This window comes from Mesorhizobium loti (genome assembly GCA_014189435.1).
Lineage (GTDB): Bacteria > Pseudomonadota > Alphaproteobacteria > Rhizobiales > Rhizobiaceae > Mesorhizobium > Mesorhizobium loti_G.
Genome location: CP050293.1, coordinates 181,759 through 207,985 on the forward strand (window position 1 = coordinate 181,759; position 26,227 = coordinate 207,985).

Consider the following 26,227-nt stretch of genomic DNA (forward strand, 5'->3'; position numbering starts at 1 on the left):
AAGGGGGACGATCGATGCGTGCATTCAAGACGATAGCCATCAAGTTTTTCTGGGCGGTGCTGGTGCTCTTGCTGGCCGGCCGGCTGGCGGCAGCCGACGCGACAGTGCCGACCGCCGATATCGAGGGCGCCGCCGACAACCATCTCGCCAAGCGCTACGAAGGCTCGTTCATCGTCTCCTATGAGAAATTGGCCTTCACGGATTTCAGCGTGCCGCTGTCGCCGCTGAAGCCGAGCGCCGACCCGGACGCGCGCGATGCGATGAACAATCGTGTCTTCGCACCCGACAAGAAGGCCGAGGTCGAGGGCGCTTTGACCCGCATCGCCTATGTGCTGCCGGCCGAGCGCTCGCCGCTCGAAGTGCTGCGCAACTATCAGGATGTGATCGGGGCGGCCGGCGGCGAAATCCTGTTCGAATGCAAGAAGGAGGAATGCGGAGGTGCCGCTGACCGCTCGTCGAGCGGCGGCGGCGGCGACATGAGCCTGACGATGTATTCCTTCCATGAGAGCGATCTGAAGGACGCGACATTCTCCAATGGCGCCTGCGCGCTGACCTCCGGCATCAATGACCAGCGCTATTTCTCGGCCAAGGTGCCGCAGGATGGCGGCGACGCCTATGTGACCGTGCAGACCTATACGATGACCGACGATCTCTACTGCAAGGAGCTCAACGGCCGCACCGTTGCCGTCGTCCAGGTGCTGGAACCCAAGGCGCGCGACAAGAAGATGGTGGTCGTCGAGGCGGCCAAGATGGCGGATTCGCTCACCACCACCGGCAGCATTTCGCTCTACGGCATCTTCTTCGACACCGACAAGGCCGACATCAAGCCGGAGTCGGAACCAACGCTGAAGGAAATTTCGACGCTGCTGGCCAACGCGCCCGACATGGCCGTGATCGTTGTCGGCCACACCGACAATCAAGGCGCCTTCGACTACAATCTCGACCTGTCGTCGCGACGGGCGCAAGCGGTCAAGGCAGCGCTCGTAGCGAAATACGGCATCGACGGGGCGCGGCTGACCGCTGCCGGCGCCGGCATGATGGCGCCTGTCGCCAGCAATGATGATGATGCGGGCCGCGCCAAGAACCGCCGTGTGGTGCTGGTCAAGTTGAACTGAGCGAGCTGTCCCGACCGGCACGCATGTCTACGACGTAGCATCCGCCGCGAGGCTCGCCTGCTCGAGCATGGAGGCGTCCTCGCCGAAGGCGCGGGTGGCGCGGGCCGCCGCCTCGAGCAGCGGACGTCTCATGCGCTGGAGAAACGCCGCGTCGACGCGCGTGCTGGGTCCGGCCAGCGTCAGGGCGCCGAGCAGGGCGTGTCCCGGCCCGAACACCGGCGCCGACACGCCCGCCGTGTCGGGATCGCGGTCACCGATGGCGAGACAGTTGCAGGTCTTGCGGATGGTCTCGTAGGGTTCGCCCGGCTGGCCGGAAAACGCCGCAAGCACGCGCCCGCCCGAGCCGACCAGCAAAGGCAACACGTCGCCTTCGCGTATCGTGTAGCGGATCGGGTGCTTGGATTCGACGCGGTAGAGGCAGGTGCGGACGTCGCCCGAGCGAACATAGAAGGCAACGCTTTCCCAGCTTCGTTCGGAAAGGTCGCGCATGATCGGCAACAGGATATCGATCGCCACCACCGAACGCTGATAGAGCGCACCGAGGCGAAACGTGGCAGGTCCGACGCGGTAGCGTCCGTCGTCGAGGCGCTCGAGCAATCGTCCGCGCAACAGGGAATTCGCCAGCCGCAGGATGGTGCTCTTGTAGAGGCCTGTGCGCGCCGCGATTTCAGCCAGGCTGAGCGACCGGTCGGCCGTGGTGAAGGCATCGAGGATGGCGATCGCCCGATCTAGTGCTGCAACACCTTCAGCCGGCGCGCGCCGGATTTCCGCATCTGCCGATTTGCTTGGTGAGTCCATTGCGGTTCCAGTTCGAAGAAAGCCGAGCGGAGCGACTGTGTCGCGCCGGCAGTCCGTTCTGTCCAGCAGAATATCGTTTCCGTTGACAGAACTCAGTAACATCTGCTTGAACTTGATTACGGGTCTGGATGCAGGCGCGTTTTGGCAGGCACCGGAGGAGGTGTCGTGATCTGGAGGAATCCCATGCTGAACAGACGCAGATTTTTGATGAGCACCGCAGCCGCGGGCGCCGCCGGGCTGGTGGCGTCGCATCTCTCTCCCGCCTTCGCCGAGGGCGCACCCCAGATCCAGATTTTCGTACCTGCGGCACCGGGCGGCGGCTGGGACCAGACGGGGCGCACCATCGACCAGGTGCTGCGCAGTGAAAAACTGATCTCCGGCTCGCAGATCACCAATGTCGGCGGCGCCGGCGGCACGGTCGGCCTGCCGCAATTCATCAGCCAGTGGAACGGCAAGGGCAATTCGCTGATGGTTGCCGGCATGGTCATGGTTGGCGCCATCATCGCAAACAAATCCGCCAACAACCTTACCGAAGTCACGCCGATCGCTCGCCTCACCGGCGAGTTCGAGGCTTTGGTCGTGCCGGCGGAGTCGCCGTTCAAGACGGCCGCCGATTTCGTCGCCGCGCTCAAGGCCGACCCGACCAAGGTTCCGGTGGCCGGCGGCTCGGCCGGCGGTTCCGACCACATCCTGTTCGGCCTGATCGCCAAGACGGTCGGCGTGCCGGCGACAAACCTCTCCTATGTGCCGTTCGCCGGCGGTGGCGAGGCGCTGTCGGCGCTGCTCGGCAACCAGGTCGCGGCCGGCATTTCCGGCTTTGGCGAGTTCTCAGAGCAGATCAAGGCAGGTGCGCTCAGGCTGCTCGCCATCTCGGCCGACAAGCGTCAGGACGGCATCGACGCACCGACGATGAAGGAAGCCGGCATCGATGTCGAACTGTTCAACTGGCGCGGCGTCTTCGCACCGCCCGGCGTTTCCGACGCCGACAAGGCGGCGATGGTCACCATGATCGAGACCATGGCCAAGAGCGATGCATGGGCAACCGAGTGCAAAAACCGCAACTGGACGCCCATCCTTTTGACTGGCGACGACTACGCAAAATTCCTCACTGAGGACACGGCCCGCATCACCGCGATCCTCAAGGATCTCGGCCTTGCCTGATGTCTTCAGGGGGCGGTTAGAGTGCCGCCCCCTTCCCACTTCGCCTGCCGCATGGACATATGATGCGGCGAAACTGCGGATGCGGCCGGCTGGAGGATGCCGGCCACCTTGGGAGGACACCGATGAGCACCAGCGACCAGCAGGCGGCGCCGTCGCGCCTTGCCGTGCCGGAATTGTTGATCGGCATCGGGCTTTTGGCCTGCGCCGGGGCCGTAGCCTGGCAGACGCTGGCGATCCCGGTGTCGCCGCTCTACTCGAAGGTCGGCCCGACCGTCTTTCCCTATATCACCATGACCGGCATGATCGTGCTTTCGCTGCTGCTCATCCTCGCCGCACTTCGCGGCGGCTGGCAGCCGGAGGAAGAAAAGGAAACGCCGACAGACTGGAAGGCGATGGGTTTCGTCGTCATCGGCCTGATCGCCAATCTGCTGCTCATCCAGCCGCTCGGCTTCACTGCGGCATCCGTCATCATGTTCGTTCTCGTCTGCTACGGCTTTGGCAGCAAGCGCACGCTGCGCGACGCAGTGCTCGGCCTGATCCTGGCGCTGGCCGCCTATTTCGGCTTCGCCAGGGCGCTCGGCGTCAACATCGGCGCCGGCTTCATCGAGAACCAGCTGAACACGGTCATCGACGCGTTCATCGGCATGTTGAGGGGCTGACGCCATGGAAACGCTCGGACATCTCGCGCACGGCTTCTCGGTCGCCTTCACCCCGGTCAATCTTCTGTGGTGCCTGCTCGGCACCACGCTCGGCACTGCCATCGGCGTGCTGCCCGGTCTCGGGCCGGCGCTGACCATCGCGCTGCTTTTGCCGATCACCTACCAGGTGGCGCCGGAAGCATCCTTCATCCTGTTTGCCGGCATCTACTACGGCGCCATGTATGGCGGTTCGACGACGTCGATCCTGCTCAACACGCCCGGCGAAAGCGCCACCATCGTCACCGCGCTGGAAGGCAACAAAATGGCGCGGTCCGGCCGTGGCGGTGCAGCCCTCGCCACCTCGGCCATAGGCTCCTTCGTCGCCGGCACGATCGGCACGATGGGCGTCGCCTTCCTGGCGCCGGTGGTGGTCAAGTTCGCGCTGGCCTTCGGTCCGGCCGAATATTTCTCGCTGATGGTGCTGGCCTTCATCACCGTTTCGGCGGTGCTCGGTTCGTCGTCCGTGCGTGGCCTGACCAGCCTGTTCGCCGGCTTCGTCATCGGCATGATCGGCGTCGATCTGCAGACCGGCCAGCCGCGCTTCACCTTCGGCATGACCGAACTGCTCGACGGCGTCGACGTCATCATCGCCGCTGTTGGCCTGTTTGCCGTCGGCGAGACGCTCTACATGGCTTCGCGCCGCTATGCCGGCAAGGACGAGATCGTGCCTCTGAAGGGCTCGCTCTACATGACAAAAGCCGAATGGGGGCGGTCATGGAAACCCTGGCTGCGCGGTGCTGCGATCGGCTTCCCGATCGGCGCCATGCCGGCCGGCGGCGCGGAAATCCCGACCTTCCTGTCCTATGCGATCGAAAAGAAGCTGTCGAAGCACAAGGAGGAGTTCGGCACGGTCGGCGCCATCGAAGGCGTTGCCGGCCCCGAGGCTGCCAACAATGCGTCCGCTGCCGGCGTGCTGGTGCCGATGCTGACGCTTGGCCTGCCGACCTCGGCGACGGCGGCGATCATGCTGTCGGCGTTCCAGAGCTACGGCATCAATCCCGGGCCGCTGCTTCTGACGACCCAGGGCGATCTCGTCTGGGGGTTGATCGCCAGCCTGTTCATCGCCAACGTCATCCTGGTCATCCTCAACCTGCCGCTGATCGGGCTGTGGGTGCGGCTGCTGAAAATCCCGGCGCCGCAGCTCTATGCCGGTATCCTGGTGTTCGCCACGGTCGGCACCTATGGCATTTCGCAATCGCCCATCGACCTCGTCATCCTCTACTTCCTGGGGGCCGCCGGCTTCCTGATGCGGCGCTTCGATTTCCCGACCGCGCCCGTCATCATCGGCATGATCCTGGGGCCACTCGCCGAAACTCAGTTTCGCCGGGCGATGACCATCTCGAATGGCGACTGGTCGGTGTTTTACACCCACAAGCTGTCGCTGACGCTGCTGACGCTCGCCTTCATCGGTCTCGCCGGCCCGCATATCTGGGCCTTCATCGAGCATCGGCGTCGGCGCGGACCGGAGCATGTGCCCGGCGATGCCTGATCGATCCCCGATGCCATGACAGAACTGCTTTCCGGTATCCGCGTCCTCGACCTGACCAACGTGCTGGCCGGCCCCTATTGCGCCTATCAGCTGGCGCTGCTCGGCGCCGACGTGATCAAGGTCGAGGCACCGCAAGGTGGCGACCTGGCACGCCAGCTCGGCGGCTCGCCAAGGCTCAACAGCGCCGGCATGGGCACCTCGTTCCTGGCGCAGAACGCCGGCAAACGATCGGTGGTGCTCGACCTCAAGAAGCCAGCCGATCGCGAGCGCTTCCTCGATCTGGTCGCCAGTGCCGATGCGCTGGTCGAGAATTTCCGACCGGGCGTGATGGATCGGCTCGGCCTTGGCTACGAGGCGCTGAAGGCGGTCCGTCCCGGCCTCGTCTATTGCGCGATATCGGGTTTCGGCCAGACCGGGCCAATGCGCGACAATCCCGCCTATGACCAGATCATCCAGGGCCTTTCGGGGATCATGAGCATCACCGGTACGCCGGAGACGGCGCCGCTGCGGGTCGGCTATCCCGTCGCCGACACGCTTGGCGGACTGGTCGGCGCGTTCGCTATCGCCTCGGCGCTCGTGCGGCAGAAGACGAGCGGCGAGGGCGCTTTTCTCGACGTCTCGATGCTCGAATGCACGCTTTCCGCACTTGGCTGGCCGGTCTCCAACTATCTGACCGCAGGTGTCGACCCCAAGCCGATGGGCAATGAGAACATGACCGCTGCACCCTCCGGCGCGTTTCGCACCGGCGATGGGCTCATCAACATCGCCGCCAACAAGCAGGAGCAGTTCGTGACGCTGTGCCGGCTGATCGGCCGGCCGGAGCTGGCCTCGGATGCCCGCTTTGCCGAGCGCGAGACGCGCAAGCGCAACCGCGCGGCGCTAAAAGTCGAGATCGAGGACGCCCTGGCGAGCGCGCCGGCGGCGGCCTGGGAAGAGACGCTCAATCGTGCCGGCGTGCCCGCGGGCAGGGTGCTGACGATCCCGCAGGTGCTGGCCGAGCCGCAAGTCCTCGAACGCCAGGTGACCGCGAATTTTGATGATGTGGCTGGCATGGACAAGCCGCTGACCGTCCTGCGCGGCGGTTTCATGGTCGATGGCGCGGCACCCTTGCCGACGAAGCCACCGCCGGCGCTCGGCGAGCATATGGGCGAGGTGTTCGCGGACCTGCCACCGCGCGCCAAGGCAAAGGCACGGGCATGAGCGGCACGGAGAAGAAGACTGGCCGTGAGCGCGCAGAGGAATGGTGGCAGACCGATATCATCGAGATGCGGCCGGGTGTCATCCGGCTGCGCGGCTACGAGATCCAGGATCTGATCGGCCGCGTCAGCTTCCCGGCTGTCATCTGGCTGATGCTGCGTGGCGAACTGCCCAGCGAGGACCAGGCGGTGCTGCTCGGCATTGCGCTCGGTGCCGCCGTCGACCACGGACCGCAGGCGCCATCGATCGCCATCGCGCGCATGGCGGCAACCTGCGGGGTCGGTATCAACAGCGCCATGGCCTCGGCCATCAATGTGCTTGGCGACGTGCATGGCGGCGCCGGCGAACAGGCGCTGTCCCTCTACGGTGACATTGCCGTGGCGCTCGATGGCGGCGCGACGCTGACGGAGGCCGTCTCGGCACGGCTCGACCGGTTCTTCGCCGAGGAGAAAGGCTATGTGCCGGGGCTCGGACACCGCTTCCATCCCGTCGACCCGCGCGCACCGCGTCTGCTGGAACTGACCCGTGAATTTGCCGCGCGCGGTGCCGTCAATGGACGTTTCGCCGACATCGCCGAGGCGGTCGAAGCGGAGGTCGCGCGGCGCAAGGGGAAAAAGATACCGCTCAACATCGATGGCGCCACCGCCGTCATCTATGGCGAACTCGGCTTTCCGCCAGCACTGACGCGCGGGCTTTTCGTGCTGTCACGCTCGGTCGGCATCCTGGCGCATGCCTGGGAGCAGTCGCAGCAGACCGAGCGAAACAAGGGGCCGCTGCCGCGCGAGTGGTTGTGGGCCTATACCGGCACGCCGGTACGGCCGTTTCCCGATGGGGACGAAACCGGCGAATGAGACTTTAGGTCTGATCGACCGGCATAGGCTGAGGAAGTTTCAGCGTCTTGACCAGCGTCGAGAGGTCGGGCTCGTCGATAAGCATGGCTGCGTCGGCCGGCGCCAGCCAGGCCCGCTGGCGTCGTTTGGCTTCCTGCCAGTCGGCGAGTTCCTCGCTCACCTCGAGCAGATAGACGATGACGTCGACGCGGATAAAGCGGTTGGCCAGCCGCTTCCAGTAGGAATAGATGCCTGCCGGCTGCTTCAGCGTCTTGCCGAGCACGCCGGCTTCTTCCTGCGCCTCGATGGTGGCTGCCTTGCGTCCGCTCTTGCCCTTCATCGGCCAGCCCTTGGGGACAATGAAGCGCCTGGTGGTTCGCGACGTGACCAGCATCACCTCGATATCGCCGCGCACGTTCAGCCGAAAGGGAATAGCCGCCACCTGGCGGATCCTCTCGCCCTTCTTTGCCTTGCGTACGGCCTTTTTCTTCGTGGCAGCCATTCGTGGATCCAGTCGATGCAATGCCGCATAGCGCGACAAGGCATCGTTGCAAAACCAAAATTTTCGCGTGTGCCGAAAGGCACTCCGAATACATAAGTCGGCTAATTAAACGAAAAACGCCCGGATGTCAGCGGCAATTGCTCACGGCGGTGGTGCCGATTATCTGCGTCGTGCAGCTTGGCTTGAGTTGCTGCACGACCGGCGGCGGTTGCCGCACGATCTGACGGTCCTGGGCACGATACTGTTGCTGTTGCTGTTGGTATTGCTGCCGCTGCACCCTGTTTTGCAGGATTTGCAGGTCGTTCTGCCGGATCAGCGCATTGTTGCCGGTGACAGAATTGAGGGCTTGCGCGGCAGCGGGCAGGCAAGCGCCCACCAGCACTGCCGTGGCCAGCATTGCCGATGTGAAGATCCTTGATGGTCGAAGCGCCGACATCCGCTCATTCCCGCGTAAAACACTGTCCAGTGATATAGGGCGTTTGCGCGGCGATGCCATGCCCAGGGGTGTGTCGATCGTCGTGAAGTCGATCTACTTACCCGCCGAAGGCCGCTTCGCGGCGGCGGAGAATCTGCTTGGCAACCCCGCATTGCACTTGACGGAGGCCGTCGATTCGCCGCTCTATCGGGCCGGCGCCGGCCTTGAGCTGAATGGCGTCAATGGCGTCGGCATGTCCGTCAGGTATAATGGCGCCTTCGGCGAGACGGGTAAACAGAACGCGATCAGCACGTCTCTCAAGGTCAGCTTCCAGCTGGTCCGAGGCGGAGCCGGGCAGGAGGGTCTTGATGAGGAAGTACGCGTATTTCATGGCGATGCTGGGTGTTGCCTGCGCCGTCGGTGTGCCGGCCGTGGCGGCGCAAACCAAGAGCGACAAGGCGGTCGCGGCACCCGCTGCCGCCGATGCACCGCAGCTGCCTGGCGGCGCGTCGGCACTGTCCGAAACCCACGGCGACTGGACGGTCAATTGCCAGATATCAGGGGCGACCAAGACCTGCAGCCTGTCGCATCAGCAATTCAACAAGCAAAGCAACCAGCGCCTGCTGGCGATCGAGCTGTCGAGCAAGACCGGCGAGGATGCCACGGGAACGCTCGCGCTGCCGTTCGGGCTGGCGTTGGCCAAGGGGGTCAGCCTGACCATCGACGATCAGAAGCTGGATGGCAGCCTGCCGTTCAACACCTGCCAGGTCGTCGGCTGTCTGGTGCCGGTGGCGTTCGATGCGACTGTCACGCCGCTGCTGAAGTCAGGCACCACGCTGAAAATCGACGCCTTCGCCGCCGATACCGGACAAGCAGTGACCTTTTCCATTCCGCTCAACGGCTTCGCCGGCGCGCTTGCCCGGACCGCGGAGCTTTTGACCAATTGATGTAGAGCCGCAGAACTTGAGGCGCGCCGCCTGAATGTCGTCTCGCGGCAGGGGCGGTGCGTCACTGCAGCGGAACGTGACGGCAGGACGTCTTTGCGCCGGCTCAAACGACGATCGTTTTAAGCCGTTCGGCTATCAGGGCGGCGAGCCGCGCCGCCACCTCGTCCTTGCTCATCTCCGGCCATTCCTCGACACCGGCCTTTGACACGATCCGCACCCGGTTGCGATCACCACCCATCACGCCCGAAGGACCGACGCCGCTTGCCTGCGACACGTCATTGGCGACGATAAGATCGGCGCCTTTCTTCTTGAGCTTGGCCTCGGCGTTGCGCAGGAGATCCTGTGTCTCGGCGGCGAAGCCGATAACCAGGCCGGGTCGCTGACTGTGATGGCCGACGCCGGCGAGGATGTCGGGATTTTCGACCATGCGCAGCACCGGCGGCCCTTCGCCCGCGACCTTCTTGATCTTCTCATCGGCCGAATTCTCCGTGCGCCAGTCGGCAACGGCGGCGACGAACACCGCCGCGTCGGCGGGCAGGAGCTGTTCCACCGCGTCGCGCATCTCCTGCGCACGTTCGACGTGGATGGTCTTCACGCCTGCCGGATCGGCAATGCCGACAGGGCCGGAGACGAGGCGTACATCGGCGCCAAGCCTGGCCAGTGCCGCGGCGATGGCATGGCCCTGCTTGCCGGACGAACGGTTGGCGATGTAGCGCACCGGGTCGATCGGCTCATGCGTCGGGCCGGAGGTGACGATGATCTTGCGCCCCGACAGCGGCTTGGGGCCGACATCGAGCAGCGCCTCGATCGCGGCGACGATCTCCAGTGGTTCGGCCATGCGGCCTTCGCCCGCCTCATTGCTTTCTGCCATCTCGCCCCTGGCCGGACCGACGAAGGTGACACCGTCCTTCTGCAGCGTCGCGCGATTGCGGCGGGTGGCCGGATGCGCCCACATCCTTGGGTTCATGGCCGGCGCCATCAGCACCGGCTTGTCGGTGGCGATGAGCACGGTGGAGGCGAGATCGTTGGCGTGACCGTTGGCGAGCTTGGCCATCAGGTCGGCGGTGGCGGGCGCCACCACCAGCAGCTCCGCTTCGCGCGACAGCCTGATATGGCCGACATCGTGCTCGTCATTGCGGTCGAACAGCTCGGTGAAGACATGGTCGGCGGAGAGCGCGCCAACCGACAGCGTGGTGACGAATTCCTGCGCGGCCGACGTCATGACAACCCGAACCGCGGCCCCGCGCTCGCGCAGCCGGCGGATCAGATCGAGCGCCTTGTAGGCGGCAATGCCACCGCCGATGATGAGCAAGATACGCTTGCCGGAGAGGCCGCGCGGTATGATTTTCCCTGCGACAACTGGGGCGGCCAGGCCGCGTGCGCTCGCCAGTTCGCGCAAGGTCTGTTCGATCTGATCGATGCGGCCGGCCGAACCAAGCTGGCCCTCGACGGCGGCACGGATCATGACCCGCGCCTGCTCTTCCATCGAGCGGTCGTTCTCCGCCGCGAGCTGACGCAGCAGATCCTTGACCTCGTCGTCAAGATTGCGAATGGTGATGCTGGCCATATGATTGCACTCTGCTCAACATTGCCGAATGCAATGATAGCAATGCAATCATTCTGGAGCAAGCCGTTCTTGGCAAACCGCTAGATGATCTTCCAGGCGATATAAACCAGCGTCAGTGCGATCACCCACAGTGCCAGGCGGCCGGAGCGGCTGTAACGCGCCTCGGCTTTGCCGATGGCGCGGGCTGTTGTCTCGTCGAAGCGCAGGCCGTGCTCGGCCATCAGGTCGATCTCGCGTGACAACCGGTCGGTGCGCGCCGCAAGCTCGGGCACTTGGCGGGCTAGCGTCAGCAGCGCCTTGGCGCCATCGCGCGCGTCGATCATCATGCCACGCGGGCCCAGGTTGCCGGCGATCCAGCCGCCGACCACCGGTTCGGCCGTCTTCCACATGTTGAAGGCCGGGTCGAGCGTGCGCGCCACGCCCTCGACCACCACCATGGTCTTCTGCAGCAGGATCAGTTCCGGCCGCGTCGCCATGTCGAAGAGCTCGGTCACCTCGAACAGCAGCGTCAAAAGCTTGGCCATCGAAATGGTCTCGGCCGGCTGGCCGTGGATCGGCTCGCCGATCGCCCGAATCGCTTGCGCGAAGGCCGCGACATTGTGCTGGCGCGGCACGTAGCCGGCCTCGAAATGCACCTCGGCGACGCGCAGATAGTCGCGCGTGATGAAGCCGTAGAGGATTTCGGCAAGGAAGCGGCGATCCTTCTTGCCAAGCCGGCCGGCAATGCCGAGATCGACAGCGACGATGGTGCCGTTTGCCTCGACGAACAAATTGCCCGGATGCATGTCGGCATGGAAGAACCCGTCGCGCAGCGTATGGCGCAAGAACGACTGGATGAGGTTGGCGGCGATCGCCTTCAGATCGTGGCCGGCGGCTTCGAGACCGGCAATGTCGTTCATCTTGACACCGTCGACCCATTCCATGGTCAGCACGTCGCGGCCGGTGCGCTCCCAGTCGACGGACGGCACGCGGAAGCCGGGGTCGTCCTTGGTGTTTTCGCCGAGTTCGGAAAGGGCGGCCGCCTCGAGCCTCAAATCCATTTCGATCTTGGTCGTCTGCGCCAGGGTCTCGGTAACCTCGACCGGCCGCAGTCGGCGTGACGACGGGATGTATTTTTCCTGCAGGCGGGCGGCGAGGAAATAGCTTTCGAGATCCTGGAAGAAGCGGCGGCGCACGCCGGGCCGGATCACCTTGACCGCCACCTTGGTGGCAACGCCTTCGTGGATGGTGTCGGCGGCATGGACCTGGGCGATGGAGGCGGCTGCGACCGGATCGCCGAATTGCGCGTAGAGATCGCCGACCTTGCGGCCGAGCGAAGCCTCGATGGCCGCGACCGCCTCGGCCTTCGGAAAGGTGTGCATCTTGTCCTGCAGCATGGCGAGATCGAGCGCCATGTCGTTGCCGACGACATCGGGCCGTGTCGCCAGGAACTGGCCGAGCTTGACATAGGAAGGGCCAAGCCGGACGACTGCCTTGGCCAGCCGGTCGCTGCGCTCATAGGCAAGGGCGCGACGGCGGGTGAACAGCCGCGCCAGCCGCCAGCCGAATTTCGGCAGGCCCGACAGCTCCTCGCCCGGCAAGGCGGCGACGACGCCCTCGCGCACCAGCACCCAGCCGGCCCTTACGAGCCGAAATCCAGCGCTGACCGTGCTCATGGCCGCGCCCGTCCTGCCGGCTCTTTGAACCGGCACAGACCACATTGCGTGCGAGAAATGCGAGCCAGCCTCAAAGCTTCCAGCCCGAATGAAGCGCGGCAATACCGCCGGAATAATTGCGGAAGGAAACGCGGTCGAAGCCGGCGCGGGAAATCATCGTCGCGAAATTCTGCTGATTGGGGAACCTAGCGATCGATTCGACCAGATAGGAATAGGGTTCACCGTCGCCGGTCACCATCTTGCCGATCTTGGGAATGGCGTTGAATGACCAGGCCTCGTAAGCCTTGTCGAGCAGCGGCATCTCGACCTCGGAAAATTCCAGGCACAGGAAACGTCCGCCCGGCTTCAGCACACGAAACGCTTCTGCGAGCGCGACATCGATGCGCGGCACGTTGCGGATGCCGAAAGCGATGGTGTAGGCGTCGAATGTGGCATCAGCAAAGGGCAATTCTTCGGCATTGGCCTCGACGAAATCAGTGTTGCCGGACAGGCCTTTCTTTTCGGCGCGGTCGCGGCCGACGGCCAGCATCGAGCCATTGATGTCGAGCACCGTGGCATGAGCGTTGCCGTGGCTGGCATCGACGATGCGGAAGGCGATGTCGCCGGTGCCGCCGGCAACGTCGAGCACCTTCCAGCCAATCCTTTTTGGAGGATTGAGCCATGTCACCATGGCGTCCTTCCACAGCCGGTGCAGGCCGGCCGACATCAGATCGTTCATCAGGTCGTAGCGGTTGGCAACCTTGTGGAAAACATCGTTGACCAGGGACTGCTTGTCGCCAGCCCCTACACGCTTGAAACCATAGGAGGTTTCCATGCCGCCCGCGGCCGTGGTTCTCTCAACTGACATTTTTTTGATCCGTCATAAAACCGGCGGGACCATAGCCGATCGATGTTGTGGGCGCTATTGTTTAAGGCGCGGTGTTCGGCCGCGCTTCCAGGTGGTGGGTTTTCAAGACCTGGACTGACCGACGGGATGTTTGAATGCCTTTGAAAGCGGAACTGCACTGCCACATTGAAGGGGCAGCGGCGCCAGAACTCGTCATCCGCCAGGCGCAGAAATACGGCAAGGATACCTCGCCCTATATCCAGAACGGTTCGTTTGTCTGGCACGATTTCACCTCCTTCCTCGCGGCTTATGACTTTTCCGCCGATCTGTTCCGCACCGAGGAAGATTACGCGCGGCTGGCCGACCATTATCTGACCAGCCTTGCCCGCGATGGCGCCATCTACTCCGAGGTGTTCACCTCGCCGGACCATGCGACGAAAGCCGGCCTATCGCCCAAGGCCTATACCGACGCGCTGGGCGAGGGCATGCTCCGCGCCAAGGCCAAGACCGGCATAGAGGGCCGCATGATCGTCACCGGCGTGCGCCATGTCGGCGTCGAGTCGATCGAAAAGGCGGCGCGCTTCGCGGCGCGCTGCGGGCATCCGCTGGTCACCGGTTTCGGCGTCGCGGGCGATGAGCGGATGGGCGAGATGGAGGACTATGTCAGGGCTTTCGAGATCGCGCGCGAGGCCGGGCTCGGCATCACCATCCATGCCGGCGAACTGACGGGCTGGGAGACCGTGCAGGCGGCGCTCGACCACATCAAACCCTCGCGCATCGGCCATGGCGTGCGCGCCATCGAGAATCCGGACCTTGTCCGGCGCATCGCCGACGAAGGCATCGTTCTGGAATGCTGCCCCGGTTCCAACATCGCGCTCAAGGTGTTCGACAGTTTTGCCGACCATCCGTTTCCGGCCCTGCAGGCGGCCGGTTGCAAGGTGACGCTCAATTCCGACGATCCGCCCTATTTCTGGACCTCGCTCAAGCGTGAATACGATATCGCCACCGAGCATTTCTCGATGAACGACAAGGCGCTGACCGCCGTCACCAGAACGGCCATCGAAGCCGCTTTCGTCGACAAAAAGACCAAGACCGCGCTTCTTGCCCGGTTGAACGGCGCGGCACGCTGATTTCTGCCGACAAAGCTGTGGTCGGTGCGGGTCAAGCGGTTCCTTGGCCGGCGCATTGTCGCTAGGGTTCGCTCAAGCAGCTTGAAGCGCGGCGCTTCCGAAAGGACCATGCGCGCGCTTTCGGGCGCAGGCATCAGGAGAACACCATGCAGGGCGTCACCGTCGTCGACCATCCGCTTGTCCAGCACAAGCTGACCATCATGCGCAAGAAGGAAACCTCGACGGCGGGCTTCCGCCGGCTGCTGCGCGAAATATCGCTGCTGCTCGGCTACGAGGTCACGCGCAATCTCGAACTGACGACGACGACGATCGAAACGCCGATGGAAACCATGGAAGCGCCGACGCTGGAGGGCAAGAAGCTGGTCTTCGCCTCGGTGCTGCGCGCCGGCAACGGCTTGCTGGAAGGCCTGCTTGACCTGGTGCCGGCGGCCCGCGTCGCCCATGTCGGTCTCTACCGCGATCACGAAACGCTGGAAGCGGTCGAGTATTTCTTCAAGGCGCCAAGCGACCTCGCCGACCGGCTGGTGATCGTCGTCGATCCGATGCTGGCGACCGCCAATTCGGCGATCGCGGCGATCGACAAGCTGAAAGAGCGCGGCGCCACCAACATCCGTTTCCTTTGCCTGCTGGCCGCGCCCGAAGGCATCGAGCGCTTCACCAAGGCGCATCCGGACGTTCCCGTCTTCACCGCTTCGATCGACCGCCAGCTCAACGAGAAGGGCTACATCATGCCCGGCCTCGGCGACGCCGGCGACCGCATGTACGGGACCAAGTAATTTACCAATTGTTTACGTAAAGGCGGGTTTCTGGCGCCCGTTAAAGCGGCAAACACCATCCGGGCTTAAAGATCGGCTCTCACGAAGGCCGAGCCATGCTGCGCAAACTTCTCATCCTCGGTGTTTTCGCCGGTACATCGGCATCGATACCGATTGTGTACCAGTCGAATCCGCAATTCGTCGAAAACCTGCTGAAATCGGCATCGCCGGGCAAACCCGCGGTCGACGTCCAACCCAATGTCAACCTGGCATCGGTGCCCGACAAGCCGGCGGCATCGCTGCCGATGGGCCGCAAGGTCGTCGTTGCGGCAGACGAGCGCGGACATTTCTCGTCGGCCTTCAAGCTCAATGGACGTCAGATCGACGGCATGATCGACACCGGCGCCACGCTGGTCGCCATCAACACCTCGACGGCACGCAGAATCGGCCTGTCGTTGAACGCTTCCGACTTCAACCGTGAAGTCAGCACCGCCAACGGCACCATCAAGGCGGCCGTGGCCATGATCGACCGCCTGCAGATCGGCAACATCACGGTCAATGACGTCCAGACCATCGTACTCGACGACAAGGCGCTGCGCACGAATCTGATCGGTATGAGCTTCCTCAGCCGGCTCGACAAATATCAGGTCGAGAACGGCACGCTGCTGCTCATCCAGTAAGGGCCTATTCGTTTTCCGCAATTCCCAAGGGAAAGCGCTATGCGCTTTTCCCGGGGAGAACCGCTTCATACTTATCCTGGAATTGCTCTAGCCGCGTGGCAGAATCCGCCGGATGACCGACTTGTCCGCGGCCGGTTTCGAAGCGCCGACCGTATAGGCCGAGAGCACCGTGGCGGCCGCCGCCTCGGCATCGGCCAATGAGCGGGCATGGACCAGCGCCAACGGCTCGCCGGCGCGAACCTCGGCACCGACCGGCAACAGCCTGGTGATGCCGACCGCGGGGTCGATCTTGTCGTCCGGCCGCGTGCGTCCGCCTCCCAGGCCAACCACGGCGAGCCCGATGTCGCGGGTCGCGATGCCCGTGACGAAGCCATTCGCCGTCGCCTTGACGGCAAACTCGGTCGCCGCCGTGGCCAGGTATTTTTCCGGCTTCTCGATGAAATCAGCCGGGCCGCCGAGCACGGCAACCATGCGCGCGAAGGTGGCGGCGGCGCGGCCGCTGGTGAGCGTCTCTGTGGCACGCCGCATGCCGTCCTGATTGGACGACACCAGTCCCGCCGACTGCAGCATTTCGGCGGCCAGCGCCAGCGTCACATCCTCGAGCCGATGGTCACGAAAGCGTCCGGTGAGGAAATCAACGGCGTTGCGCACCTCGACGGCGTTGCCGGCGGCCGACGCCAGCGGCTCGTTCATGCCGGTGATCAACGCCGAGGCCTTCAGCCCGGCGCCATTGGCGATCTCGACCAGGCTGTTGGCGAGCGCGGTGGCGTCGCGCGACTTTTCCATGAAGGCGCCGTTGCCGACCTTGACGTCGAGCACCAGCGATTGCAGCCCGGCCGCCAGCTTCTTCGACAGGATCGAAGCGGTGATCAGCGGCACCGATTCGACCGTGCCGGTGACGTCGCGGATCGCATAGAGCCGTCGATCGGCCGGCGCGAGGTCGGCGGTCTGGCCGATGATGGCGCAGCCGGTTTCGAGCACCGCCTTGCGAAACAGCGCGATATCGGGCTGGCTGGTGTAGCCGGGGATCGCATCCATTTTGTCCAGCGTGCCGCCGGTGTGGCCAAGGCCACGGCCTGATATCATCGGCACATAAGCGCCGCATGCGGCGACGATCGGCGCCAGCATCAGCGAGACATTGTCGCCGACGCCGCCAGTCGAATGCTTGTCGGTGACCGGGCCGGGCAGATCCGACCAGTCGAGCACGTCACCGGAATCGCGCATCGCCAGCGTCAGCGCCACCGCCTCGTCGCGGTTCATGCCGTTGAAGAACACCGCCATGGCGAAGGCGCCGACCTGGCCATCCGAAACGGCCCCGCCGGTCAAGCCCTTTACAAAGTCGGCGATCTCCTGCTCCGACAGCCTCAGGCCGTCGCGCTTGCGGCGGATGATTTCCTGCGGAAGCATCAGCTCTCCAGCAGTCCGTCGCGGAACACGCGCTGTAGGATCGTTGCCAGCCGCGCACCGCCTACCGGCGCCATGTCCTTGGTCTCCTGGTGCGAAAGCTCGGCCCCGGTCATGCCGGCCGCCAGATTGGTGATGACCGAACAGGCGGCGACGCGCAGTCCGAGGAAACGGGCGAGAATGACCTCCGGTACGGTCGACATGCCGACCGCGTTGGCGCCCATGATGCGCGCCATGCGGATTTCGGCGGGTGTTTCGAAGCATGGCCCCGAGAACCACATGTAGACGCCCTTGTGCAGTGTGGTGCCAGTCGCTTTCGCCGCCCGTTCGATGGCCTTGCGGATGCCGGCATCATAGGCCTCGGTCAGGCCGACGAAGCGGCGGTCGCTGGGCTCGCCGATCAGCGGATTGGTGCCCGAGAAATTGATGTGGTCCGATATCAGCATCACCGAGCCCGGTGGCATGTCCGGATCGACCGAGCCGGCGGCGTTGGTGAGGATCAGTTTCGTGATGCCGATGCCGGCAAGCACTTCCAGCACCGGGCGCATCGCCGCCGCGTTGCCGTGCTCATAGTAGTGGGCGCGGCCGGACAGCATCAGCACCGGCACACCGGCAAACAGCCCCGCCACCACTTCGCCGGCATGGCCGGTGACGCCGCTTCTGGGAAAGCCCGGCAGGTCGGCATAGGAGATGCGGATCGGATGCTCGATCTGGTCGACCAGCCCGCCCAGGCCCGAACCCAGCACCAGCGCTGTCAACGGCGCCAAGCCGTCCAGTCTTTCGATGAGATGGTCGAGAGCCTTTTCCGTCATTTCAGCCAGCTCTTCATTTCAGCCCGTTGTTCATTTCAAAATGTCGCCGCGGAAGCCGTAGGGCAGCATCTCGCCCATGGTCACGGTCTCGGCCACGCCGGCATTGTCGCAGAGATAGAGCTTTGTTTCCGGCCGGCAGAATTCGGCCAGCCGCTGCCGGCAGCCGCCGCAAGGCGAGCATTTCGCCATGCGCTCGGCAAGAACGGCGATTTCCACGATCTTACCGCCGCCGCCCATGATGTAGTGGCCGAGCGCCGTGGTCTCGGCGCACCAGCCTTCCGGATAGGACGCGACCTCTATGTTGGCGCCGGTAAAGACGCGCCCGTCCTCGGTGCGCAAGGCAGCGCCCACCGGAAATTTCGAATAGGGCGCATAGGCCTTGGCCATGGCAGCCTTGGCGGCCTCGAACAGATCATGCGACATTCAGGTGTTCTCTCCGATGATCGTGTCCAAAACCCGGCACCAGGCCGCCCCTCAGCGTTCCTTGACGTAAGGCACCCCGCCGGCGCGTGGCGGAATGGCCTTGCCGATGAAGCCGGCGAGCAGGATGACGGTAAGGATGTAGGGCAGCGCCTGCATGAACTGCACCGGCACCTTGCCGATGATGGGCAGCGGCGAGCCTTGCAGGCGGATCGACAGCGCGTCGAGGAAGCCGAACAACAGGCAGGCGAACATGGCGTTGACCGGTTTCCACTTGGCGAAGATCAGGGCGGCCAGCGCGATATAGCCCTTGCCGGCGGTCATGTCCTTCACGAAGCCGCCATTTTGCACCATCGACAGATAGGCGCCGGCGATGCCGGTCAGGATGCCGGTGCAGATCAGTGCCCGGTAGCGCAGCCAGGTGACAGAGATGCCAGCGGTGTCGACGGCGGCCGGATTCTCGCCGACGGCGCGCAGGCGCAGGCCGAAGCGGGTGCGAAACAGCACCCACCAGGTGAACGGCACCATCGCGAAGGCGAGATAGACCAGGATCGAGTGGCCCGACAGGAGCTCGGCATAGATCGGCCCGATGACAGGCACGTCGCGGATGGCTTCGGCACCCGGCAGAGTGATGGCCTCGAAGCGCTCGCCCGGTTGCAGCGCCGGTGTGCGCCCGCCCTGCTGGAACCAGGCCTGGCCGAGAATGATGGTCGAGCCGGCGGCTATGAAATTGATGGCCACGCCGGAGACGATCTGGTTGCCGCGATGGGTGATCGAGGCAAAGCCGTGGATCATGGCGAAGGCGACCGAGATCAGGATGGCCATGCCGAGGCCGAGAAAGGCCGAATGGAACACGGAAGCCGCCGCAGCACCGGCGAAGGCGCCGACCAACATCTTGCCTTCGAGACCGATGTCGAAGATGCCGGCGCGCTCCGAATAGAGGCCGGCGAGGCAAGCAAGCAGCAGCGGCACCGAGAGGCGGATGGTGGAGTCCAAAGTCTGGACGATTGCGTTGAACACGTCCATCTCAGGCACCCTTCCCCTTGACCGCTTCCATGCCCACCGACCGCGGACTGAACGAGGCGAACAGCGCCTGAATGTAGGGCCGGAACATGTGCTCCAGCGCCCCGGCAAACAGGATCACCAACCCTTGAATGATGACGATCATGTCGCGGCTGATCGCCGGCATCTCGAAGGCTAGCTCGGCACCGCCCTGGTAGAGCATGCCGAACAGGATCGCCGCCAGCACGATGCCGACCGGGTGCAGGCGGCCCATCAGCGCCACGGCGATGCCGACGAAGCCGGCGCCGGAAACGAAGTCGATGGCGACATTGTGCTGGTCGCCCATAACCGGGTTGAGCGCCATCATGCCGGCCAGCGCGCCGGAGATCATCATGGCGGTGATGATGATGCGGGTTTCGGAAATGCCGGCATAGCGCGCCGCCTTCGGGCTGTGACCGTAGGTGCGCATCTCATAGCCGAGCTTGGTGCGCCAGATCAGCAGCCAGACCAGGAAGGCCATGGCCAGCGCCAGCAGGAAGGAAATGTTGAGCGGCGCCGAACGGATCTTGGCGCCGAACAGCTCGATGATCCAGTTGAGCTTCGGCAATTCCGCGCCGGCAAAGAAGTTGCGCGTCTGCGGCGCCTGCGAGGCTGCGGGCTTCAACGGGCCCACCAGCAGGTAAACCATGATCGAGGCGGCGATGAAATTGAACATGATGGTGGTGATGACGATGTGCGAACCGCGCTTGGCCTGCAGGTAGGCGGGGATTAGCGCCCACAAGGCGCCCACGACCGCCGCAGCAACGATCGCCAGCGGAAAGGTCAGCCACCATGGCAGCGTGCTGTCGAAGCTCAGGCAGACGACGGCGATGCCGAGGCCGGCGATATAGGCCTGCCCCTCGGTGCCGATGTTGAACAGGCCGCAATGCGCTGCCACGGCCACCGAAAGCCCGGTGAATATGAAGGTGGTGGCATAGAACAGGGTGAAGGCAATGCCTGTGCCCTTGCCGAAGGCGCCTTCGACCAGGATAACGGCGGCGCGGAACGGGTTCTCGCCGACCAGAAGCACGACGAAGCCGGCGACGACGAAGGCGACGAACAGATTGATCAGCGGGATCAGCCCGTAGTCGGCCCAGGCCGGCAGTTTGGCATAAGGCGTGCTCATTGCGCGGCCTCCTGATGCTCGACGCCGGCCATCAGCAGGCCGAGCTCGCCTTCGGTCGCTTCGGGGCCGCGCTCGCCGACGATGCGGCCGGCAAACATCACCAGGATGCGGTCGGAAAGCGAACGGATTTCGTCCAACTCGACCGAGACCACCAGCACCGCCTTGCCCTGGTCGCGCATGGCGATCAGGCGCTTGTGGATGAATTCGATGGCGCCGACATCGACGCCGCGCGTCGGCTGGCCGACGATGAGAACACCCGGGTCTTGTTCCATTTCCCGCGCGAGCACGATCTTCTGCTGGTTGCCGCCGGAGAAATTCGCGGTCTTGAGCCGGCAGTCCGTCGGGCGGATATCGTATTTGGCGATCTTGTCCTTGGCATCGTTGCGGATGGCATCGATGTTGAGGAACGGTCCCTTCAAATAGCGGGGGTCGTCATGATAGCCGAGGATGGAATTCTCGTTCTCCTCGAAGGCCAGCACCAGCCCGACGTGATGGCGGTCCTCCGGCACATGCGCCAGGCCACGGTCGCGCAATTCTCCGGGGTCGGCGGCACCGGTCAGGTCGATCGGCTTGCCGTCCAGCATGACCGAGCCGGAGACGGCGCGCCTGATGCCGGAAATCGCCTCGAGCAGTTCGGATTGGCCGTTGCCGGCGACACCGGCGATGCCGACGATCTCGCCGGCGCGGATGTCGAAGGAGATGTCGTCGACCATGGTGACGCCGCGCGTGTCCTTCACCGTCAGGTTCTTGACCGCGAGCTTGACGCCGCCGGCTTCCGCCTCGCCCTTTTCGACCCTCAAGAGCACGCGCCGCCCGACCATCAGCTCGGCCAGCTCCTCGACCGTGGTCTTGGCTGTCTCGCGCGTCGCCACCATCGTGCCCTGGCGCATGACCGACACCGTGTCGGTGATGGCCATGATCTCGCGCAGTTTGTGGGTGATCAGCACCACCGTCTTGCCCTGTTCCTTCAACTGCTTGAGGATGCGGAACAGATGGTCGGCCTCGGCCGGCGTCAGCACGCCCGTTGGCTCGTCGAGGATCAGGATCTCGGCGCCGCGATAAAGCGCCTTCAGGATCTCCACACGCTGCTGCAGGCCGACCGGCAGTTCCTCGATGATCGCATCGGGATCGACTTCCAGCCCGTATTCGCGTTCGAGACGCTCGAGTTCGGAGCGCGCCTTGGCGATGCTCTTCTTCAGCAGCGCATCGCTCTCGGCGCCGAGGATGATGTTCTCCAGCACCGAGAAATTGTCGACCAGCATGAAATGCTGATGCACCATGCCGATGCCGAGCGCGATCGCGTCATTGGGCGTCTTGATCGAGGCCGGCTGGCCGCCGACACGGATTTCGCCGCTGTCGGCCTGGTAGAAGCCGTAGAGGATCGACATCAGCGTCGACTTGCCGGCCCCGTTCTCGCCGACGATGCCGTGGATGGTGCCGCGCGCGATCTCCAGATTGATGTCGCGGTTGGCGCGCACGGCGCCAAAACTCTTGTTGATGCCGATCAGCTCGATTGCGGCTTGCGCCATGCAGCCTGTCCCACTCTTATTTTTTTATCGCTTGGTCAAAACGCCTAGCATGACGCTCCGTCCATGCCAATTGGCCGGAGCAGTGTTCACTCTCGACAAATCCCGGTGCGCTTGTCAATTTCCAACGTGGCCGAGGCCTTCACATTCGCTAATATGGCGAAGCCGAAATTCGCACCGCGGTGCAAGACATCGCGGTGGAAGACTTCGTGGTGAAGGACTGGGGAATTTTACATGATCATGCCTGCCGATCGGCTGACGACGCTGGAGATCCGCGCCGCCGAACAGGAGAAGACCATCGAGGAACTGTCCGGCCAGATTGCCGAGCAGTGGAAGGTGATCGAACGTATGCAGCGCAAGCTCGACGCGCTGACGGATCGCTTCCTGGCGCTTGAGGAGCAGGCAGGAGATGATGTGCCAGTAACCAAGCCGCCGCACTGGTGAGAGACTGTTTGGAAATTCTACTCTGGCGGCCATCTGATGGCGTTTTCTGCGCTTCCCCGTTCTACTGCGTGCAGTAGAACTGAGCTCACGGACCAAATGTCCGCTCCGCTACGGTTCTCGAAATCACCATCATATGACTCGCCAGAGCGAATTTCGAAACAGTCTCTGAGGAAAAAGGGGGAGGGTGCACGCCATGGCCAGTGAAAGCGATCGCGTCGCGCGGGCCGGCGACTATGTGCTCGGCCTGATGAACGACGCGGAACGTGAACGGGCCGAGCGCGATCTGGAGATCGACCCGGCCTTCCGCGACGCCGTCGTGCAACTTGCCGAACGCATGCACATCTTCGACCGTGCCGAACCGGCTGATGGCGAAGCGCGCTGGAAGCAGATCACGCAGCGCATTGCCGACCTGCCGCAGATGCGCAGCTCTGGCCTGAGCGACGCCAGGTCGCCAACCGTGATCCGAAGCCTGTCGCAGCGGCCGCACGGCATTGGCCTGCACACGCTTGGCGGTCGGCGCGGATTTGCCGTCGCCGTCGGGTTGATGGCGGCGTTTGCGCTGGGGTACCTGGCCGGCAAGTTTTAGGGCTTCTTTCGGGGTCACGCTCGCGGCTGGCACGACATCAGAGCCATCGTTTCGTCGTCCTGCGCAAAAACCTCAATCATGTTCCAGCCAAGGGATGCGTAGAAATCACGTGCTTCCCATGTGTAGAGATAGAGTGTCTCGACACCCCGCGCAGCCGCATGGGCTTCAGTCGCCCTGACCAGCGCGCTGCCGATCCCTGCGCCTCGATACCCGGCATCGACAACCAACCCGGCCAGCCATGGCGTGAGATCATGCGCTGGTTCAAGTTCGTGGCGGACCAGCAGGCATGTCCCAACCGGCACGTCGCCGATCAGGGCCACGAATGCCGCCTCGAAGCCGTCGTCGCCGGCGAGCAAGGTGCGAAGCCCTGCCGTGTCCTCCTCGATGGTCCTTCCTGTTCCCTCGAAAAAGGTGGCCAGGCGCAATTGCGCGACCGCTGCTACATCGCGCTCGTCCATAGGCTCGATTGTCGGCTGCATCTGTATCCCGTGTATCCCGCGATGGTGTTCCCTACGCAACGGCGAACGTTCACCCGGTCCGGCAAAAGACAAAAACCGCCGGGCTGCGCCCGGCGGTTTGCGGATCATTGCTGGATATCCGTGCCGCTCAGTACGGGCAGGCGTTGTCAGTCGTATAGTCGTGCACTTCGAGCTTGCCGGCGATGATGTCGGCCTTGGCCTTTTCGACCGCCGCCTTCATCTCGTCGGTCACCAGCGCCTTGTTGTTGTCGTCCATGGCGTAGTCAACGCCGCCTTCCTTGAGGCCGAGGTTCTCGACGCCACCCTTGAAGGTGCCGTTCTTGCCGTCCATGAAGGCGGTGTAGACGGCAACGTCGACGCGCTTCATCATCGAGGTCAGCACTTTGCCGGGCTGCAGGCCGTTCTGGTTGGAATCGACGCCGATGCCGAGCTTGCCGGCATCAGCCGCTGCCTGCAACACGCCGACGCCGGTGCCGCCTGCCGCGGCATAGACCACGTCGGAGCCCTGGTCGATCTGGGTCTTGGCGATCTCGCCGCCCTTGGCCGGGTCGTTCCAGGCCGCTGGCGTGTCGCCGGTCATGTTCTGGATGACGTCGGTCGCGCCGGCCGACTTGGCGCCGCCAACATAGCCGCATTCGAACTTGCGGATCAGCGGGATGTCCATGCCGCCGATGAAGCTGACCTTCTTGGACTTCGAAGCCATCGCCGCCAGGATGCCGACGAGATAGGAGCCTTCGTTCTCCTTGAATACCAGCGAGCGAACATTGGGCAGGTCGACAGCGTCGTCGATGATGGCGAAGTTGAGATCGGGATATTCGGCCGCGACCTTCTTCAGCGCATCCTCCCAGGCGAAGCCGGCCATGACGATCGGGTTGTGGCCGTCCTCGGCGAAGCGGCGCAGCGCCTGCTCGCGCTGCGAGGCATTGGACACCTCGAACTCGACGTAAGCGACGCCGGTCTCGGTCTTGAACTTCTCGGCGCCGTGATAGGCAGCCTCGTTAAAGGATTTGTCGAACTTACCGCCGAGATCATAGAGGATGGCCGGCTGGACATCCGCGGCGAAAGCCGGAAGAACCATTGCGGTTGCGGCCAGGAGGCCGAGAATGATACGTTTCATGTGATCCACACCCTGTCGGTTATTTTTTCCGTTACGCACCGCATGCCGGCCCGGTTCTCCGGCAGGCATGCGACGTCAGCCAGGAGTGTACTCCCCTCCCGCTCGGGTCAATCTGGCATGGCCCGAAACAAAATTCACGCGGAATTTTGACCTTTTGGAAAAGCATGGCGCGGCCAAGCCGCGCCGCAGCTTGTTCCTTGCGCCTAAAGCGCGTCGCGTCGAAACGGATTCATGCGCCGCCCTTTAGGTCCTTGTTTCCATGCATGTCGTTGTCTCAAACCGGGCCACTTTTGAGCGACATGCATTGCGGCTTCAGGCGGAGGCGGCAGCCGGCGTGGGGCAAGGGACACCCGTGCCCTTGAGGTTACACGTGCCGTAAGGGTTCTTCGCCAGATATTGCTGGTGATCGCCCTCGGCGAAGTAGAACTCGGGCGCCGGGGCGATCTCGGTGGTGATCTTGCCGTGGCCGGCGCCGCGCAGCGAGGCCTCATAGGCATTGCGCGAGGCGTTCGCCGCCCGCAATTGCGCATCACCTGATGTGTAGATCGCGGAGCGGTAGGTGGTGCCGACATCATTGCCCTGGCGCATGCCTTGCGTCGGGTCGTGGCTTTCCCAGAACAGCTTCAGAAGCGCGGCATAGGAGACGATCTCGGGATCGTGGACGACCAGCACCACTTCGGCATGGCCGGTAAGCCCGGTGCAGGTTTCCTGATAGGTCGGATTGGGCGTGAAGCCGCCGGCATAGCCGACCGCCGTGACCCAGACGCCTTCCAATTGCCAGAACAGCCGCTCCGCACCCCAGAAGCAGCCCAGCCCGAACATCGCCGTCTCCAACCCCTCGGGATAGGGACCCTTGAGCGGTCTTTTCAAGACCTTGTGCCTGGGTGCGGTCGGGATCGCCCGGGCGCGGCCCGGCAACGCCTCGGACGGCTTCGGCAGATTGAGCTTCTTGTTCAACATGTCGCTGAGAAAGAACATGCACGGTTTTCCTCTGTCGGTGTAACGCAAGAAACCGCCTGACGGCGGCTCTTTCGCTTGAGCATAGGATCTTCCCAAAACCGGCCACCACTTTGGGTCCGATGCTCAGGTGGCGGCGAACTGTCCCGTGCGCCGTTGTCGCCTGTAGCCAATCGCATAGAGCAGGAAGGCCAGCACCGCGAACACGGCGAAGCCGGGCTGGTTGAGCACCCAGGCGATGGCGCCGTCCCACAGCAGCGGACCGGCCTTGGCCCGAACGAAGGTCTCGAAGGCGGCCCGCGTGTCGGGCGAGACGGCCAGCCAGCTGGTGTTGAGCGGGGTCAGCACCAGCACCGAGGCCGCCACGGTGCGTGTCGCGTCGAGCACCGCCATGATGACGGAAACCGACAGCGCGACCATTGCGGCAAGACGGAAGACGAAGCGAAACATTGGAGACCTTCCCTCCGGCCAGTCCTCAAGCTCCTCCCGAGGGCCTTCCGGTTTCAAGACGAGAGATAGAATGCGCATGTCTGGTTCGCAATCGCCATAC

General features: G+C 64.0%; 29 protein-coding genes. 12 read left to right on the forward strand and 17 right to left on the reverse strand.

Annotation, left to right across the window (positions count from 1 at the left end):
• The first annotated feature begins 14 nt into the window (after positions 1–14).
• Positions 15–1,115 (forward strand): OmpA family protein, encoded by a 1,101-nt coding sequence (locus tag HB777_00905; protein ID QND62605.1) that lies wholly within the window; start codon positions 15–17, stop codon positions 1,113–1,115.
• A gap of 27 nt (positions 1,116–1,142) precedes the next feature.
• Here HB777_00905 and HB777_00910 read toward each other — a convergent pair whose 3' ends face one another.
• Complete coding sequence (locus HB777_00910) at positions 1,143–1,913, reverse strand: IclR family transcriptional regulator (protein ID QND62606.1); 771 nt, start codon at positions 1,911–1,913, stop codon at positions 1,143–1,145.
• Positions 1,914–2,096: 183 nt separating this feature from the next.
• On the opposite strand from HB777_00910, the gene HB777_00915 reads away from it, so the two are divergent.
• From HB777_00915 to HB777_00935, 5 genes are all read left to right on the forward strand, one after another.
• A complete protein-coding gene (locus HB777_00915) occupies positions 2,097–3,074 on the forward strand; it encodes a tripartite tricarboxylate transporter substrate binding protein (protein ID QND62607.1) in 978 nt (325 codons plus the stop codon).
• Positions 3,075–3,196: 122 nt separating this feature from the next.
• A complete protein-coding gene (locus HB777_00920; protein ID QND62608.1) occupies positions 3,197–3,733 on the forward strand; it encodes a tripartite tricarboxylate transporter TctB family protein in 537 nt (178 codons plus the stop codon).
• Between the two features lie 4 nt (positions 3,734–3,737).
• Positions 3,738–5,261, forward strand: coding sequence for a tripartite tricarboxylate transporter permease (locus tag HB777_00925; GenBank protein QND62609.1), 1,524 nt, complete (start codon positions 3,738–3,740; stop codon positions 5,259–5,261).
• 15 nt (positions 5,262–5,276) lie between these two features.
• Positions 5,277–6,461, forward strand: coding sequence for a CoA transferase (locus HB777_00930; protein ID QND62610.1), 1,185 nt, complete (start codon positions 5,277–5,279; stop codon positions 6,459–6,461).
• On the forward strand, positions 6,458–7,309 hold the full coding sequence (locus HB777_00935; GenBank protein ID QND62611.1) for a citryl-CoA lyase: 852 nt from the start codon (positions 6,458–6,460) through the stop codon (positions 7,307–7,309). Before HB777_00930 ends, HB777_00935 begins: the two co-directional genes overlap by 4 nt.
• Positions 7,310–7,313: 4 nt before the next feature.
• Here HB777_00935 and HB777_00940 read toward each other — a convergent pair whose 3' ends face one another.
• The 3 genes from HB777_00940 to HB777_00950 all read right to left on the reverse strand — a co-directional run bounded on the left by HB777_00940 (position 7,314) and on the right by HB777_00950 (position 8,596).
• Positions 7,314–7,790, reverse strand: coding sequence for an NUDIX hydrolase (locus tag HB777_00940; GenBank protein QND62612.1), 477 nt, complete (start codon positions 7,788–7,790; stop codon positions 7,314–7,316).
• A gap of 127 nt (positions 7,791–7,917) precedes the next feature.
• Entirely contained in the window at positions 7,918–8,256 is a 339-nt protein-coding gene (locus HB777_00945) for a hypothetical protein (GenBank protein ID QND68604.1), read from the reverse strand.
• Between the two features lie 67 nt (positions 8,257–8,323).
• Positions 8,324–8,596 carry a hypothetical protein gene (locus HB777_00950; GenBank protein ID QND62613.1) on the reverse strand — a complete coding sequence of 91 codons (273 nt, stop codon included), beginning with the start codon at positions 8,594–8,596 and terminating at the stop codon, positions 8,324–8,326.
• Here HB777_00950 and HB777_00955 point away from each other — a divergent pair.
• A complete protein-coding gene (locus tag HB777_00955; GenBank protein QND62614.1) occupies positions 8,574–9,152 on the forward strand; it encodes an Invasion associated locus B family protein in 579 nt (192 codons plus the stop codon). The two genes, HB777_00950 and HB777_00955, sit on opposite strands and share 23 nt — an antisense overlap.
• A gap of 103 nt (positions 9,153–9,255) precedes the next feature.
• On the opposite strand, the gene coaBC is transcribed toward HB777_00955, so the two are convergent.
• The 3 genes from coaBC to ubiE form a co-directional block, all read right to left on the reverse strand.
• Positions 9,256–10,494: a bifunctional phosphopantothenoylcysteine decarboxylase/phosphopantothenate--cysteine ligase CoaBC gene (gene coaBC / locus HB777_00960; GenBank protein ID QND68605.1), complete on the reverse strand. Its 1,239-nt coding sequence runs from the start codon at positions 10,492–10,494 to the stop codon at positions 9,256–9,258.
• A 305-nt stretch (positions 10,495–10,799) separates the two neighbouring features.
• Positions 10,800–12,374 carry a 2-polyprenylphenol 6-hydroxylase gene (ubiB, locus tag HB777_00965; GenBank protein QND62615.1) on the reverse strand — a complete coding sequence of 525 codons (1,575 nt, stop codon included), beginning with the start codon at positions 12,372–12,374 and terminating at the stop codon, positions 10,800–10,802.
• Positions 12,375–12,444: 70 nt separating this feature from the next.
• Positions 12,445–13,221, reverse strand: coding sequence for a bifunctional demethylmenaquinone methyltransferase/2-methoxy-6-polyprenyl-1,4-benzoquinol methylase UbiE (gene ubiE, locus HB777_00970; protein QND62616.1), 777 nt, complete (start codon positions 13,219–13,221; stop codon positions 12,445–12,447).
• Positions 13,222–13,355: 134 nt separating this feature from the next.
• Here ubiE and HB777_00975 point away from each other — a divergent pair, with 134 nt between their 5' ends.
• The 3 genes from HB777_00975 to HB777_00985 all read left to right on the forward strand — a co-directional run bounded on the left by HB777_00975 (position 13,356) and on the right by HB777_00985 (position 15,765).
• On the forward strand, positions 13,356–14,330 hold the full coding sequence (locus HB777_00975) for an adenosine deaminase (GenBank protein ID QND62617.1): 975 nt from the start codon (positions 13,356–13,358) through the stop codon (positions 14,328–14,330).
• Between the two features lie 146 nt (positions 14,331–14,476).
• Positions 14,477–15,106: a uracil phosphoribosyltransferase gene (upp, locus tag HB777_00980; protein ID QND62618.1), complete on the forward strand. Its 630-nt coding sequence runs from the start codon at positions 14,477–14,479 to the stop codon at positions 15,104–15,106.
• 95 nt (positions 15,107–15,201) lie between these two features.
• Positions 15,202–15,765, forward strand: a complete 564-nt coding sequence (locus HB777_00985; protein QND62619.1) for a TIGR02281 family clan AA aspartic protease — start codon at positions 15,202–15,204, stop codon at positions 15,763–15,765.
• An 87-nt stretch (positions 15,766–15,852) separates the two neighbouring features.
• On the opposite strand, the gene deoA is transcribed toward HB777_00985, so the two are convergent.
• Genes deoA through HB777_01015 form a run of 6 tightly spaced genes read right to left on the reverse strand, consistent with a single transcriptional unit; the run spans position 15,853 to position 22,097 of the window.
• The gene (gene deoA, locus HB777_00990; protein ID QND62620.1) at positions 15,853–17,172 is read right to left on the reverse strand and encodes a thymidine phosphorylase; all 1,320 of its coding nucleotides are present in this window, start codon (positions 17,170–17,172) and stop codon (positions 15,853–15,855) included.
• Complete coding sequence (locus HB777_00995) at positions 17,172–17,981, reverse strand: purine-nucleoside phosphorylase (protein QND62621.1); 810 nt, start codon at positions 17,979–17,981, stop codon at positions 17,172–17,174. The genes deoA and HB777_00995 overlap by 1 nt, the downstream gene beginning before the upstream one ends.
• Before the next feature lie 30 nt (positions 17,982–18,011).
• Positions 18,012–18,404 carry a cytidine deaminase gene (cdd, locus tag HB777_01000; GenBank protein QND62622.1) on the reverse strand — a complete coding sequence of 131 codons (393 nt, stop codon included), beginning with the start codon at positions 18,402–18,404 and terminating at the stop codon, positions 18,012–18,014.
• Between the two features lie 51 nt (positions 18,405–18,455).
• A complete protein-coding gene (locus tag HB777_01005) occupies positions 18,456–19,427 on the reverse strand; it encodes an ABC transporter permease (GenBank protein QND62623.1) in 972 nt (323 codons plus the stop codon).
• A 1-nt stretch (position 19,428) separates the two neighbouring features.
• Positions 19,429–20,568, reverse strand: a complete 1,140-nt coding sequence (locus HB777_01010; protein ID QND62624.1) for an ABC transporter permease — start codon at positions 20,566–20,568, stop codon at positions 19,429–19,431.
• Entirely contained in the window at positions 20,565–22,097 is a 1,533-nt protein-coding gene (locus HB777_01015; protein ID QND62625.1) for an ABC transporter ATP-binding protein, read from the reverse strand. The genes HB777_01010 and HB777_01015 overlap by 4 nt, the downstream gene beginning before the upstream one ends.
• Positions 22,098–22,328: 231 nt before the next feature.
• Here HB777_01015 and HB777_01020 point away from each other — a divergent pair, with 231 nt between their 5' ends.
• Both HB777_01020 and HB777_01025 read left to right on the forward strand, forming a co-directional pair.
• Positions 22,329–22,538: a hypothetical protein gene (locus HB777_01020; protein ID QND62626.1), complete on the forward strand. Its 210-nt coding sequence runs from the start codon at positions 22,329–22,331 to the stop codon at positions 22,536–22,538.
• Between the two features lie 193 nt (positions 22,539–22,731).
• A complete protein-coding gene (locus HB777_01025; GenBank protein ID QND62627.1) occupies positions 22,732–23,124 on the forward strand; it encodes a hypothetical protein in 393 nt (130 codons plus the stop codon).
• A 14-nt stretch (positions 23,125–23,138) separates the two neighbouring features.
• Here the strand turns inward: HB777_01025 and HB777_01030 are convergent, their stop codons facing one another.
• From HB777_01030 to HB777_01045, 4 genes are all read right to left on the reverse strand, one after another.
• Positions 23,139–23,603, reverse strand: a complete 465-nt coding sequence (locus HB777_01030) for a GNAT family N-acetyltransferase (protein ID QND68606.1) — start codon at positions 23,601–23,603, stop codon at positions 23,139–23,141.
• A 127-nt stretch (positions 23,604–23,730) separates the two neighbouring features.
• The gene (locus HB777_01035) at positions 23,731–24,720 is read right to left on the reverse strand and encodes a BMP family ABC transporter substrate-binding protein (GenBank protein ID QND62628.1); all 990 of its coding nucleotides are present in this window, start codon (positions 24,718–24,720) and stop codon (positions 23,731–23,733) included.
• A gap of 312 nt (positions 24,721–25,032) precedes the next feature.
• Positions 25,033–25,698, reverse strand: a complete 666-nt coding sequence (gene msrA / locus HB777_01040; protein QND62629.1) for a peptide-methionine (S)-S-oxide reductase MsrA — start codon at positions 25,696–25,698, stop codon at positions 25,033–25,035.
• Positions 25,699–25,803: 105 nt separating this feature from the next.
• On the reverse strand, positions 25,804–26,127 hold the full coding sequence (locus HB777_01045) for a hypothetical protein (GenBank protein QND62630.1): 324 nt from the start codon (positions 26,125–26,127) through the stop codon (positions 25,804–25,806).
• Positions 26,128–26,227: the final 100 nt, after the last annotated feature.